The sequence below is a fragment of the Pseudoalteromonas sp. PAST1 genome, assembly GCF_021532515.1.
GTDB lineage: Bacteria > Pseudomonadota > Gammaproteobacteria > Enterobacterales > Alteromonadaceae > Pseudoalteromonas > Pseudoalteromonas simplex.
Genome location: NZ_JAKGBH010000017.1, coordinates 77341 through 90362, shown reverse-complemented (window position 1 = coordinate 90362; position 13022 = coordinate 77341). Strand labels below are relative to the sequence as shown.

Annotated in this window: 9 protein-coding genes and 1 rRNA gene; 5 read left to right on the top strand and 5 right to left on the bottom strand. The window is 39.9% G+C overall.

All coding sequences use genetic code 11. The annotated features are described in order from the left end of the window. The 3 genes from L1272_RS10525 to rhlB form a co-directional block, all read right to left on the bottom strand. Nucleotides 1-225: ribosomal RNA gene (locus L1272_RS10525) — 16S ribosomal RNA — on the bottom strand; the annotation flags it as partial. A gap of 519 nt (nucleotides 226-744) precedes the next feature. After that, entirely contained in the window at nucleotides 745-2238 is a 1494-nt protein-coding gene (gene gppA, locus L1272_RS10520; protein ID WP_199529894.1) for a guanosine-5'-triphosphate,3'-diphosphate diphosphatase, read from the bottom strand. 48 nt (nucleotides 2239-2286) lie between these two features. Continuing rightward, a complete protein-coding gene (gene rhlB, locus L1272_RS10515) occupies nucleotides 2287-3561 on the bottom strand; it encodes an ATP-dependent RNA helicase RhlB (RefSeq protein ID WP_054554680.1) in 1275 nt (424 codons plus the stop codon). Between the two features lie 90 nt (nucleotides 3562-3651). Here rhlB and trxA point away from each other — a divergent pair, with 90 nt between their 5' ends. The 3 genes from trxA (at nucleotide 3652) to L1272_RS10500 (ending at nucleotide 6832) form a co-directional block, all read left to right on the top strand. Further along, on the top strand, nucleotides 3652-3978 hold the full coding sequence (trxA, locus tag L1272_RS10510) for a thioredoxin TrxA (protein WP_054554679.1): 327 nt from the start codon (nucleotides 3652-3654) through the stop codon (nucleotides 3976-3978). Nucleotides 3979-4159: 181 nt separating this feature from the next. Beyond that, nucleotides 4160-5419, top strand: a complete 1260-nt coding sequence (gene rho, locus L1272_RS10505) for a transcription termination factor Rho (protein WP_054554678.1) — start codon at nucleotides 4160-4162, stop codon at nucleotides 5417-5419. Between the two features lie 162 nt (nucleotides 5420-5581). Next, on the top strand, nucleotides 5582-6832 hold the full coding sequence (locus tag L1272_RS10500) for a methyl-accepting chemotaxis protein (protein ID WP_138598975.1): 1251 nt from the start codon (nucleotides 5582-5584) through the stop codon (nucleotides 6830-6832). Here L1272_RS10500 and L1272_RS10495 read toward each other — a convergent pair. Beyond that, a complete protein-coding gene (locus L1272_RS10495; protein WP_235373333.1) occupies nucleotides 6805-9564 on the bottom strand; it encodes a tetratricopeptide repeat protein in 2760 nt (919 codons plus the stop codon). The two genes, L1272_RS10500 and L1272_RS10495, sit on opposite strands and share 28 nt — an antisense overlap. Nucleotides 9565-9783: 219 nt before the next feature. Here L1272_RS10495 and L1272_RS10490 point away from each other — a divergent pair, with 219 nt between their 5' ends. Then, nucleotides 9784-10365: a DNA-J related domain-containing protein gene (locus tag L1272_RS10490; protein WP_166341463.1), complete on the top strand. Its 582-nt coding sequence runs from the start codon at nucleotides 9784-9786 to the stop codon at nucleotides 10363-10365. Nucleotides 10366-10374: 9 nt separating this feature from the next. Here L1272_RS10490 and dbpA read toward each other — a convergent pair whose 3' ends face one another. Continuing rightward, complete coding sequence (gene dbpA, locus L1272_RS10485) at nucleotides 10375-11763, bottom strand: ATP-dependent RNA helicase DbpA (protein WP_054554675.1); 1389 nt, start codon at nucleotides 11761-11763, stop codon at nucleotides 10375-10377. A gap of 187 nt (nucleotides 11764-11950) precedes the next feature. Here dbpA and L1272_RS10480 point away from each other — a divergent pair, with 187 nt between their 5' ends. Beyond that, nucleotides 11951-12907: a tetratricopeptide repeat protein gene (locus tag L1272_RS10480; protein WP_138598971.1), complete on the top strand. Its 957-nt coding sequence runs from the start codon at nucleotides 11951-11953 to the stop codon at nucleotides 12905-12907. Nucleotides 12908-13022 lie beyond the last annotated feature (115 nt).

Here is a 13022-nt window from a genome sequence, read left to right as displayed (position 1 = left end):
TATGGCGTGAGGCCCGAAGGTCCCCCACTTTGGTCCGTAGACATCATGCGGTATTAGCAGTCGTTTCCAACTGTTGTCCCCCACCATAAGGCATATTCCCAAGCATTACTCACCCGTCCGCCGCTCGACGCCAGAGGTGCAAGCACCTCTTCGTTTCCGCTCGACTTGCATGTGTTAGGCCTGCCGCCAGCGTTCAATCTGAGCCATGATCAAACTCTTCAATTAAAAGTTTTTTGTTTGAAGTAAACTTCAAACCATGCTCAATGAATTCTGATTGTTTGTTTCTACTTTTTAAAAAAGTAAAATCAAAACGAATTGACTATATAGTCACTCAGTTACATTTGAGACTCTAAATTTGTTTGCGTCACTTAGTAAACTAAGCTTCGCTGTTAGAACTCAATCTGTACGAGTGCCCACACAGATGATTGCTTTATATTGTTAAAGAACATTTGAGATACTTTTGCGTCTCAAGGGCTGTGCATTCTACGCAAGCCGTTATTTTTGTCAACACTTAATTTTGAGAAAAGTTTATTTTTTCAAAACTCAGTCTTACTTGACTCAACCAACTCGTCGTTTTGCTTTTTTGTAAGCAGTCCGCCGTGTCGGTGGATGCGCATTATAGGGAGATCCGAATTGAGATCAACTGTTTTTTGAAGTTTTTATGAAAAAAATGACTGTTCGCGCAAAATACGAACGAAACGCGTAAAAATAGCACTAAAAAAGGCCCCAAAGGGCCTTTTAACGTTATTTTACTATAAGCTTCCAACCTACTTTTGCTTGTAGCTTGGACTCTAGTTGTAGTTCACTGGCCATTAATGGGTGATATTTTAACCAATCGCCATCAAATGTCAGTGTGAGGGTGTTTTCATTAACACTAAGATCTATTGCTGGCAGTACATCATCTTGGCGACGCATTGATAAGATCACGGCGATCCGAACAACTCTTGTTAAACATTCTGCGAGCACTTGATGACAACCTAAGTGAGCAAAGCTGTTTTTAACAAGATCAGCACGATGCTCATTAGCAACAGCTGTGATCAGTTTATGCTCAGATTGTGAGAATCCTGGCATATCTGTGTTTTCTATAATGTAAGCTGTGTGTTTATGATAAAGCTTATACTCTATCAGTAAGCCAATCTCGTGCAGTTTTGCAACCGTTCTTAATAATGCGATTGCGTTATCATCGATTGACTGCCATTGCCCCATGACGCTTTTTGCCAATTGCTCTGCTAGTTGCGCAACACGGCACGCTTGTTTTTGATCAACATGATAGCGATTCATTAAGCCATCAACAGTTCGTTTTCGAATGTCGTGGTTATGAAGCTCTGGCACCATGCTGTATAAAACACCTTCGCGTAATGCGCCGCGAGCAAGACCCATTTGTTTTATATCTAACGATTCAAACAATGCGATCAAAATAGCGAGGCCAGAAACAAACACTAAACGGCGCTCTTCGCTCAAGCCTGCAAGCTCAAGATCAGCAATAGTGTCAAATTGTACTGATTGCTCTTTAATAGCGAGAAGTTTATCAAGCGTTAAAAGCTCATCTTGGTTTTGTGCAACCATGATTTCTTGGATCGCTTGCACTGTGCCTGACGCACCGCTCGCAATTTGCCATCCGGTTGCTTGGTATTCATCGACAATTTCTGCAACCACTTCACTTGCAGCTTTAATTGCAGCAGCAAAGTTTTCGTTACTGAGCTTTTGATCTTTGAAGTAGCGTTCTAGGAAGGTAACACAGCCCATGTGTAGGCTTTTATAATGCAGTGCATCAAAACCCTGACCGATAACAACTTCGGTACTGGCTCCGCCAATATCGATAACCAGTTGTTTACCGCTACAAGCAGAGGTGTGCGCCACGCCTTTATAGATTGTCTTAGCTTCTAACTCACCGCTGATGACATTGATTTTATGACCAAGGATCTGTTCAGCTTTATGCTTGAATACATCAGCATTAGTAGCAAGACGTAAAGTTGCGGTCGCAACAATTGTGATGTTTTTCTTTGGTATGTCTTGTAGACGTTCAGCAAACAAGGCTAGGCATTCCCAACCTCGTTGCATGGCTTCAGTGCTAAGGACGTTGTTTTCATCAAGCCCTGCAGCAAGCCTTACTTTACGTTTTACTCGACCGATCGTTTGCAGACCGCCAGCAATCGATTTAGCGATCAGCATATGAAAGCTATTTGATCCTAAGTCGATTACTGCATACACATTTTTTTGCGGTTGAAGTTGCCCCACCGTTCAAAAACCTCTAGTTACTACTAAGTCTTCAATAACGGTCGTTTATCACGACCGCGATTTCTGGTAACTATTATTTGGTCGACGTCCGTTGTTATTACGATTACGTGGGCCTGTAGAATAGTTCCGCTTTTTCTGAATAGTAGGCTTAGTTAAATCATCAAGCAATGCACTTTTATCATAATGTGATAATGGAATGCTGTGTTCTATATATTGCTCAATTTCGTGGAGATTATAGGCATACTGTTCACAGGCAAAGCTAATAGCGTGTCCTGATGCACCTGCACGTCCGGTACGACCAATACGGTGTACATAGTCTTCACAATCATCTGGCAAATCAAAATTAAATACATGACTTACTTCTGGGATATGCAAACCACGAGCTGCAACGTCTGTTGCTACTAAAAAGTCTAAATCGCCTTTGGTAAATTGAGCCAAAATTGATTGACGCTTTTTCTGGTTTACATCACCGGTTAATAAACCAACTCGGTGACCATCGGCTTTCATCCATGCATAAACATTCTCACAACTGTGTTTCGTATTTGCAAACACAATCGCTTTATCTGGCCATTCTTCTTCAATTAAAGTTAACAGTAACTTAATTTTGTCATCTTGCGATGGATGGAATAGCTCTTCTTGAATACGCTTACCTGTTTTTACATCAGGCTCGACTTGTACGTGCTCAGGGTTAGTCATATGTTCAAACGCTAATTCCTGCACACGATATGACAAGGTTGCAGAGAATAATAGGTTTAATCGCTCAGACGTTTCTGGCATACGTCTAAACATATAACGAATATCTTTTATAAAGCCTAAATCGAACATACGATCTGCTTCATCAAGCACTACAACCTCGATTTCATTGAGGGTATAACAGCCCTGCTTGTATAAATCGATAAGGCGTCCAGTAGTCCCAATTAAAATATCAACGCCTTTTTCTAGTTGTGCACGTTGTTTTTCGTAATCTTCGCCACCATATACTAATCCTAAGTTAAGATTACAGTGTGGCGCTAAAATTTTTGCATCTTTGTGTATCTGAATCGCCAGCTCCCTTGTTGGGGCCATGATCAGGGCTCTTGGATGTTTACTAGATGCTTTGCTAGATTGTAATAACCGATGGCACGTGGCGGTTAAAAACGCCAACGTTTTGCCCGTACCTGTTTGTGCTTGGCCCGCAATATCGCGGCCTTCACAAATAAAAGGTAGGCATTTTGCTTGAATGGGTGTGCAATATTCAAACCCATTTTCGGTTAAACCGGCAACCACTTCCGGTGCGATAGCAAAGTCTGAAAACTTTTTATCGGTCAAATGTGTCTTAGTCATAGCGTTTAAGCATAACGTTTAAACTTGCAATAAGAAACAAGAGTGTTTAAATACGCATTAAATATTTCGCCTAACTAATCGGAGATCGCAATGAGCGAGAAAATTATTCAATTAACTGACGATAGCTTTGAAGCTGACGTACTACAATCAGACAAACCTGTACTTGTTGATTTTTGGGCTGAATGGTGCGGACCTTGTAAAATGATCGCCCCTATTCTTGACGAAGTAGCTGGCGAGTTTGATGGCCGAGTTACCGTTGGTAAACTTAACATCGACCAGAATGCAGGCACACCACCAAAGTTCGGTATCCGTGGTATCCCTACATTACTTCTTTTCAAAGATGGCCAAGTTGCAGCAACTAAAGTTGGTGCTCTTTCTAAGACTCAATTAGTAGAGTTTTTAGAAAACAACATCTAATGAAAATATAAAAAAAGGGCTTTTTGCCCTTTTTTTAGCTTTATTTTGTTTAAAGACTGGACGCCTTGCTAGTGACCTGCTAGTTTATAAAGCCAACTAATCCTTAGTTATACCAACAAACCTCACTCATGTATCAAACGATGATTTTGAGTATGACAATTGTAATAAAGAACCCACCAATATGCATTTACGCGAATTAAAAGACAAGTCTATAAAAGAGCTTGTAAACTTAGCTGAGTCCATGGGGCTCGAAAACGTAGCCCGTTTAAGAAAACAAGACATCATTTTCGCCATCCTTAAAGCGCACGCTAAAAGCGGTGAAAACATCTATGGCGGCGGTGTACTAGAGATCTTACAAGATGGTTTTGGTTTCTTAAGATCATCAGAAGCATCTTACTTAGCCGGCCCAGATGATATTTATGTATCACCGAGTCAAATCCGTCGATTCAGCATGCGTACTGGTGACTCAATTTCAGGCCTTATTCGTCCACCTAAAGACGGGGAACGTTACTTCGCACTATTAAAAGTAAATGAAGTAAACTTCGACAAACCTGAAAACTCTCGCACAAAAATCCTATTTGAAAACCTTACCCCACTACACGCAAACGAACGTTTACGTATGGAGCGTGGTAACGGTAGCACTGAAGACATCACAGCACGTGTACTTGATTTAGCCTCTCCAATTGGTAAAGGTCAACGTGCGCTTATCGTTGCTCCGCCGAAAGCGGGTAAAACCATGCTACTGCAAAACATTGCGCAATCGATCAGCTACAACCAGCCTGATTGTGAACTGATGGTTCTTCTTATCGACGAACGTCCAGAGGAAGTTACAGAGATGCAGCGCCTTGTAAAAGGTGAAGTAGTTGCCTCAACGTTCGATGAACCAGCGAGTCGTCACGTTCAAGTTGCCGAGATGGTAATTGAAAAAGCAAAACGCCTTGTTGAGCATAAAAAAGACGTGGTTATCTTACTTGATTCAATCACACGTCTTGCTCGTGCCTACAATACGGTGATCCCATCATCAGGTAAGGTATTAACCGGTGGTGTTGATGCAAACGCATTACACAAACCAAAGCGTTTCTTTGGTGCAGCTCGTAACGTAGAAGAAGGCGGTAGCTTAACAATTATCGCAACGGCTCTTATCGATACTGGTTCGAAGATGGACGAAGTTATCTACGAAGAGTTCAAAGGTACAGGTAACATGGAATTACACTTAAATCGTAAGATTGCCGAAAAGCGTGTATTCCCAGCGATTGACTTTAACCGCTCAGGTACGCGTCGCGAAGAGTTACTTACTAAACCTGATGAACTACAGAAGATGTGGATCTTACGTAAGATCGTTCATGAGATGTCAGAAATTGACGCAATGGAATTCTTAATTGATAAGCTTTCGATGAGCAAAACCAATGATGAATTCTTTGACTCAATGAAACGACAGTAACGATTACTAAGTTTTTAAAAAATGCCTGTTTAATACAGGCATTTTCTTTGCGTAAAACTAAGGACATAACACTTTAAAAGTTATACTTTTACAGAATAAGTTTATTGGTATTTGAAGAATAATTGTTCTATAAATGATTAGATATAAAGGTAAGGATCCTCTATGTCGCATTTAAAAATTGCAATTATTCTATTTGTAGTTAGCTTAATTGGCAGTATTACCAGCTTTATCATTTTCAACTCATCTATGAAAGAAATAGTCATTTTTGGCTTAGTTTCAGTCATTCCTTGGTCGCTATTAATCATTTATCTACATAAAGATAATGACAAACAAAAGGACTACCTTAAATATTTTGTATCTTGTATAACAACGAAAGATGGCATCGACTTCACTTTTCGGTTTAATGAAAGTGACAGCCAATTACCTGAGGTCTGTCACGCATTAAATGCAAGTCTAACCATGGTCGAGCATTTACTTAGTGAAGTTTCAGCTTCATCTGCGCGGCTTCTTCCTATGGCAGATGCTCTGCGAGACACCTATGCCTCAATGACTCAGAAAGCCACAATACAAAATGCACATGGAATTGATTTAGCCAATACAATAAATCGAACGATTGAAGTGTCAAGAAAGCTTGATCATAGCTTGAAAGAAATCTTTCAATCGGTTTTGGCTGCGACAGAATCAGTTCAACAAACTCGTTCTGATTCAGATAAAAGCCAAGCAAGCCTTATTAAACTTGCTGATAATATAAATCTCACAAGCGAACAAATTTTATTACTTAAACAAGACAGTGATGCCATAGGCTCAATTATTGATGTAATAAATGGCATCGCAGATCAAACCAACCTCTTGGCATTAAACGCGGCAATTGAAGCAGCCCGCGCTGGTGAGCAAGGTCGAGGCTTTGCAGTTGTCGCAGATGAAGTAAGAAACTTAGCTGCACGAACGAGTAAATCGACCCAAGAAGTGCGTGAAATGGTAGCTAAAATTCAACACAGCACCAAACTTGCAAATCAACTGATGCAAACAGCTCTCAAGGAAGCTGAAAATACAGTACAGTTATCTGATGCAACGACAAAAGAAACAAATAAAATAGAGCAGGCTATGTTAGCTATCAGCAACTACTCAGAGGGCGTTCATGAGCAAGTCGCAATACAAAGTACTATGTCTGACGAAGCCCAGGCTAGTATTGATGCAATGGTAGAATTAAACTCAGACGCACTTTCAAGTTCGCAAATTCAAGCTGTGTCCAGTAAGGATTTAGTTAGCTTAGCTCACGCTATAGATGACAAACTGTCTTTGTTTCATATTGCTCACCCCGATATCGATACTAATCAGCGTATAAATCGCGATCGTATCCAAACTAGCGACTCTTCTAAAAATCATCAAGATGGAGAGATTGAGTTATTTTGACTTACAGCAGCACAATGTAGCTGCTCAAGCAACTGAGCAACTAGGCTAGTTAAGTCTGATAATTTTTGCTGTTTTAGTGCAGACTCAAGCGCCATTGCACTCACTGCCACCTCATCTAACGCAAACATTTTTGCAGCACCACCAATGCGGTGCGCATCCTGCTGCAAATCGAAGTATTTATCAGCAGCAAAGTGTTGTTGTATTAAGGCGCTTTCGTGCTCGAAACTTGCAATAAAACTTGCGACTAAGTCGCTCATATCATGCTGAGACTTAATTGTAACGGCGTCCTTCTTACAATGCTTAGCAAGTTGCGTGTAAAACACCTTTTTATCAATTGGCTTAGCAAGATAACCTGTAAATCCCGCTTGAAGATAACCGTCGATTTCGTGACTAATAGCATTAGCCGTTAACGCATATACGGGCTGTGTAAACCCACATTCATGTAATAGTTTAAGCGCACTTAAACCATCAAGCACTGGCATCTGAATATCAAGCAACACAACATCGGGAAACTCCTTTAAACACTGCTCAACGGCTTGCTCACCATTTTCTACAGCAATCACTTCAAGTCCCATAGATTCTAAATAGCGAGAAATTAAACGGCGGTTATCTGGATGATCTTCAGCTAGCAGCACTTTGCCAGATAAGCCATTGGCAGCATGTTGTTCGAGTTTTGCAGGCTCAATGATGTCAGAGCTTGGTATATACTCTTTACAAGGTAAGTAAAATGAGAACACGCTACCTTGGTTCAGCTCACTTTCAACACTTATATAACCACCCATCATCATTGCAAGCTGTTGCGATAAACTTAATCCAAGTCCAGTACCACCGAAACGGCGACTAATACTATTGTCACCTTGGCTAAAGCAGTCAAATATTTGCTTCAGTTGCTCGGCATTCATGCCAATACCAGTGTCGGTAACATAAAACCACACACCTTGCTCAACACGCGAAACCTTTAACTCAACTTCGCCTTGGTTTGTAAACTTAATTGCATTTGCACACAGGTTAATAAGGATTTGTTTAATGCGGGTAAAGTCGAGCAAGCTATAATATTGCTCACCAAGTTCATTATGAAATGCAAAGTTCAACCCTTTATCTTTAGCCTGACCACTAAGCATAGAATGGACATCTGTAAGCAACCGAACTAAATCCCCCTCTTTTAGGCTAAGCTCTAGCTTGTTAGCTTCAATTTTACTGATATCTAGCACGTCATTTATTAGCTCTTTTAAATGATCACTTTGTTTTTGGATAACAGCAAGTTCATCATTTAAGTGTTCTGGTTTATAATAACCATTAATTAAATTATCTGTTTGCCCTAAAATTGCAGTTAGCGGCGTACGAATTTCGTGACTAATATTTGCTAAAAATTGACTCTTTATTTCGTTAGCTCTGCGCAATTTTTCTGCTGTTTCTTCAAGTTCTTTTGTTCGTTTTGCCACCATTAAAGAAAGCTGCTCTTTAGCGCCTTTTTCAATACTACGACGGTATACAGTAATACCTGTTACCACCAGCATAACGAATAAGATGAATAGCATAATGCCCAACTGTCGTTGTTTGGACATTTCGAGATCTTGTACTTGTTGACGTTGCTTTAGTTCGATTATTTCTTGATTGAGCTGAGTTGCTTGTATCTGGCTTTGTAACTCTCCCATCGACTTTAATAATTTGGCATTTTGAACCGAGTTAAATGAACGAACAAACTTATCAAAATTCGCAACGGCTGTAGCAAAATCACCTTGACCTGCTTTAATTAAAGCCATCATTCCCATACCATCTTGAACACGTAAATCGTCTTTGTACTCCTTTGCCATCTGTACTGAAGTAGTTAAAGTGGATTCAGCTTTTGTTAATTTATTCTGTAACAATTCAATTTTTGCTTGTGACAACACGCCGGCCAACTCTAAGGCTTTGTTGTCAATTTTTTTTGCAAACTCAATTGCTTTTTCGGCATGGCTTAAGGCAAGCTCTAAATCACCGGTGCGCAAATAAACATTAGCAATGTTGCCATGGCGAGAAGACAAGAAATAGGCGTTATTTGTTTCTTGATAATAGCGCAAAGCACGCTGATAATAATGCAAAGAGAGTTGATACTGCCCAAGCTCAGAATAAGCTACCCCCATATTTCCATAGGATTGAGCGACACCATCCATATCACCTAAACTTTGGAATATATTTAATGTTTCTCTGTACATTTCAAGAGCAACTTCGTAACTTGAAAGTCGAATATATATTCCGGCAATGTTATGCAAAATATCAGCTTTATCTTGCTCACTACCATGTTGCTCATAAATATCTTTGGCCTGTTTGTAGTAATTTAAAGCTTGATTCAAATTAAACATATCAAAATAAGCGAGACCAATATTGCTCATTAAATTGGCTTTAGCTAGTGGGTCAGGCATTTTTTCAGCAAAAGGTATCGCTTTTAAGTACGCTATTAGCGCCTGTTGCATCAAACCTTGATAATAGTAGGTCACTCCTTGCATTTTTATTGCACGAAAGAAACGCTCCGGATTGGTATCAAATGATGTAGATAACTCAACTTTTTGGTAATTTTCAATTGCTTTAGAAAATAAGTCTTTCTCTAATGCTAAATCGGCTAATTGCATATAAACATCAAGAGTTTGCTCATTACTCAGTGAACCTTCTGAAATTAACTGTAACCCTAGTTGATGCTTATCTTCCCACTGTTCTTGTTGTGTGAATTGCTCAAATAATGAATTTGCAGCCAAATTGAAGGGCATAACGAAAAAACAGCAAAAAAACGCTGAACAAAGTATGCTTAAACGTGTAGGTGCGAGCATATATTTAATATCCCTAATCTTATACTTGGCTTTTTATGCTAATTTTATAATGCTAAATATTTATCTCAGAGCAACTTTGTAGTTTCAATTGTTTAGCTGTGATAGCGTACACACATTTAGATTACACCAAAGTCAGGCTTGCGAACAATGGTTAACCCACTGATTGATGAGATTTTTTACCTCCTTTTGGAACAGCCTGTTTGGAAGGTTCATACGCTTGCCAGCGCACTTAGTGAATCTGGAAAAATAGAATCATTAGACGCAGACCCACAAAAAGATCTGTTTAAACGCAACTTTTTAGTTATGAATGGCTTGTATCAACTGCAAGCACAACTTGCGCCAGAGCAACAGCTAGAGATTGCCTCTTTACATATTGAACTTATTAGTAAGCAAACAAGTAACGCATTAGAAAGTCATGACCCGCTACGGGGTTATTATTTAGATTGGCAAAACTTTGATACAACAAGCGATGAAATTGATGCGTTGTTAACTGATTTTTGGCAGCGCTTTTCGTCATTTAGCCCAAAAAAGGCCATTCACTCATTACCTCAGCAGCAGCTAATACAATTACAACAGGCGTGGCAGCTACCTACTGATTTTTCGGAAAAACAGTTACAAAAGCGTTGGCGACAACTAGCGTTAAAACACCACCCAGACCGCCAAGGCTGTGCAATTGAGTTTAAGAGAATACAACTCGAATATGAGCAACTTAAAGCTAGCTGCTCATAATTAACCAGATTACCGACTCAAACGTCGCGCACGGATCTTGCGCTTTTTAATATTACCTTCGGTCAATTTGCGTAATGCAGGTTTTGCAGCTGCTCGCTCAACAGCAATAAAGGCCACATTATCAAGTACGTTAATTTTACCTACCTGATGACCAGCAATTCCCTCTTTACCAGTTAATGCACCTAAAATATCACCGGCACGAATTTTTTGCTTCTTGCCAGCATCAATCATAATTGTCGCCATGGTTGGCTTATAAGCAGGCTTTTCGAGCAAGCTAAATGGCGGAATTGGTTCAGGGTCAAAGTCGCGCTCATAGTGGTCGCCAATTTGTGCCACTTTAAATTGCTCTGCTTCACCATAAATAGAACATGCAATACCCTTTTTACCTGCTCGACCAGTACGACCAACACGGTGTACATGGGTTTGAGGGTCATGCGCGAGGTGGTAGTTCACTACCATGTCCATATCGTTGATATCTAAGCCACGCGCAGCAACATCCGTTGCAACCAGAATACAGGCACTTTTATTAGCAAAGCGAATTAAAGTGCGCTCACGTTCACGTTGATCTAAATCACCGTGTAAGGCAACCGCACTAAACCCTTCAGCATAAAGGTCATCACAAATCTGTTGAGTTTCAACCTTGGTGTTACAAAAAACCACACAGCTTTCTGGCTGGAACTTTAATAACAACAGCTTCAATGTATTAAAGCGCTGTTTGTTGTTATCTAGCTTATAAAAGTATTGCTTGATTGTACTTTTTGTTTGCTCTTCTTCAACCTTAATCATTTCTGGATTGCTAAGCACTCGCTCAGCTATCGCAGCAATTGATTTTGGATAAGTCGCACTAAACAATAATGTTTGGCGTTGATTTGGAATACTCTCAACAATAGCATCAAGGGTATCTTGGAAACCCATATCTAGCATTTGATCAGCTTCATCTAACACCAAGGTTTCAACATCATTTAAGCGCAATGTGCCTTTGCGAATATGGTCATCAACACGACCTGGCGTGCCAACAATGATATGCGCACCATGCTCTAATGAGCCAATTTGTGGACCAATAGACACACCGCCACATAAGGTTAAAACTTTAATGTTATGAATACCACGGGCTAGCTTACGAACTTCTTCCGCTACCTGCTCTGCTAATTCTCGGGTTGGACATAAAATGAGAGACTGAATACGAAAGCGTTTCACATTTAACTTAGCCAGCACACCTAGACTAAATGCAGCCGTTTTACCCGACCCGGTTTTAGCTTGGGCAATAATATCTTTGCCTTGCAAGATCACTGGCAAGCTTTGCGCTTGCACAGGCGTCATTTGCGTATAACCTAAAGTTGATAAGTTATCGGTTAACTCTTGCGGCAAAGCCAAAGATGAAAAAGCAGTAGCGGTCACAGTAATATTCCAAACTTGATAATTGAGGGACATCCTCGAAGATGCTGTGGATCATAGCAGAGAATGTGCTGTTTCTCTAAACGAAAACATTGTTCAGCATATTTAATTCATATTTGCTTACAGTTTGGTGCTTTCTAACTCTCTGCATTTGTTCTAGTTTATTGATAGCAATATTCAGGAAGAAACGATGCTTCTATTTAATACCGCACCCGCTGATGTTTTTTATAAAAAACAAAAAACGTGTCCACATTGCCATAGTGAACATTATTCTTTAAGCAATCACAGTAAAGTTTTGCGCTTTACTATTTTGCCCATCATGCCACTTTCTATTAATTATCAAAGACAATGTGATGACTGTGGCTATGTTACTCCTGCACCTTGGTATTCATTGCCCGCCTTAGAGTTAGCGTCGTTTATAAAGTACTTTATTGGCCTATTCATCATCGCTTACCTATTAGCAAAAGCATTAATCGGGGCGAATGAACAAACTGAGAACGAGCAAACTTACCTAAACGAGCCAAAGTTGTTTGATACCTATTTTGTCTATTCAGATAAGTTTACTGGCAAACCAAAACGTATTAACAACCTAAAAGTAGCTCAGCTCGTTGAATTGGATGACAAGAACATGACTTTTAGAGTTGCTAACTACACTTACAAGTACAATAAAGACATCGAGATTGCGATGCGAACCAGCATGCTAGTTCAAGATGATTACTTTTCTAGTAAAACCCTGACTTTCAGTAAATCACAAATACAGCAGCTTTATGATGAAGGCAGCATATATAAGATTATGCGACCTGAGCTTTATAGTTTATTTGGTGGTTTTGTTATGCACCCGCCTAGACCTAAGCCTTTATATACGGGCGTTAAGCTCGATAAACATAATCAGGAGGGGATCACTTACTTCAAAGATGGCTTATACGAGGAAGCGTTGAAAAGTTTTACCCTGTCTGCGGAAGATGGTTATTCATGGGGACAATTAAACTTGGGTCAGATGTATCGCGATGGCCAAGGGACAGAAGTGAATAACGAAAAAGCAGCTTACTGGCTCAACAAAGCCACCTTACAAGGGAATCCTAAAGCAAAGGTTGAGCTCGCAGAGCTATGCTTGAGTTACGATTGTAGTAAGTTGAATACTCAATAATCTGTTACCCATAAATATCACGCAGAAGAAACCAGCCTAATAATATGACTCTCGCTATTTACTTTATTTTTGTTATGTTATAACATTTTTGTATGACACAGTATTTATATTACTT

What these genes read in the sequence shown, in the direction of transcription:
- rhlB (WP_054554680.1), bottom strand. Translation starts at nt 3,561, where the DNA reads ATGACTAAGACACATTTGACCGATAAAAAGTTTTCAGACTTTGCTATC.
- trxA (WP_054554679.1), top strand. Translation starts at nt 3,652, where the DNA reads ATGAGCGAGAAAATTATTCAATTAACTGACGATAGCTTTGAAGCTGAC.
- rho (WP_054554678.1), top strand. Translation starts at nt 4,160, where the DNA reads ATGCATTTACGCGAATTAAAAGACAAGTCTATAAAAGAGCTTGTAAAC.
- L1272_RS10500 (WP_138598975.1), top strand. Translation starts at nt 5,582, where the DNA reads ATGTCGCATTTAAAAATTGCAATTATTCTATTTGTAGTTAGCTTAATT.
- L1272_RS10490 (WP_166341463.1), top strand. Translation starts at nt 9,784, where the DNA reads ATGGTTAACCCACTGATTGATGAGATTTTTTACCTCCTTTTGGAACAG.
- L1272_RS10480 (WP_138598971.1), top strand. Translation starts at nt 11,951, where the DNA reads ATGCTTCTATTTAATACCGCACCCGCTGATGTTTTTTATAAAAAACAA.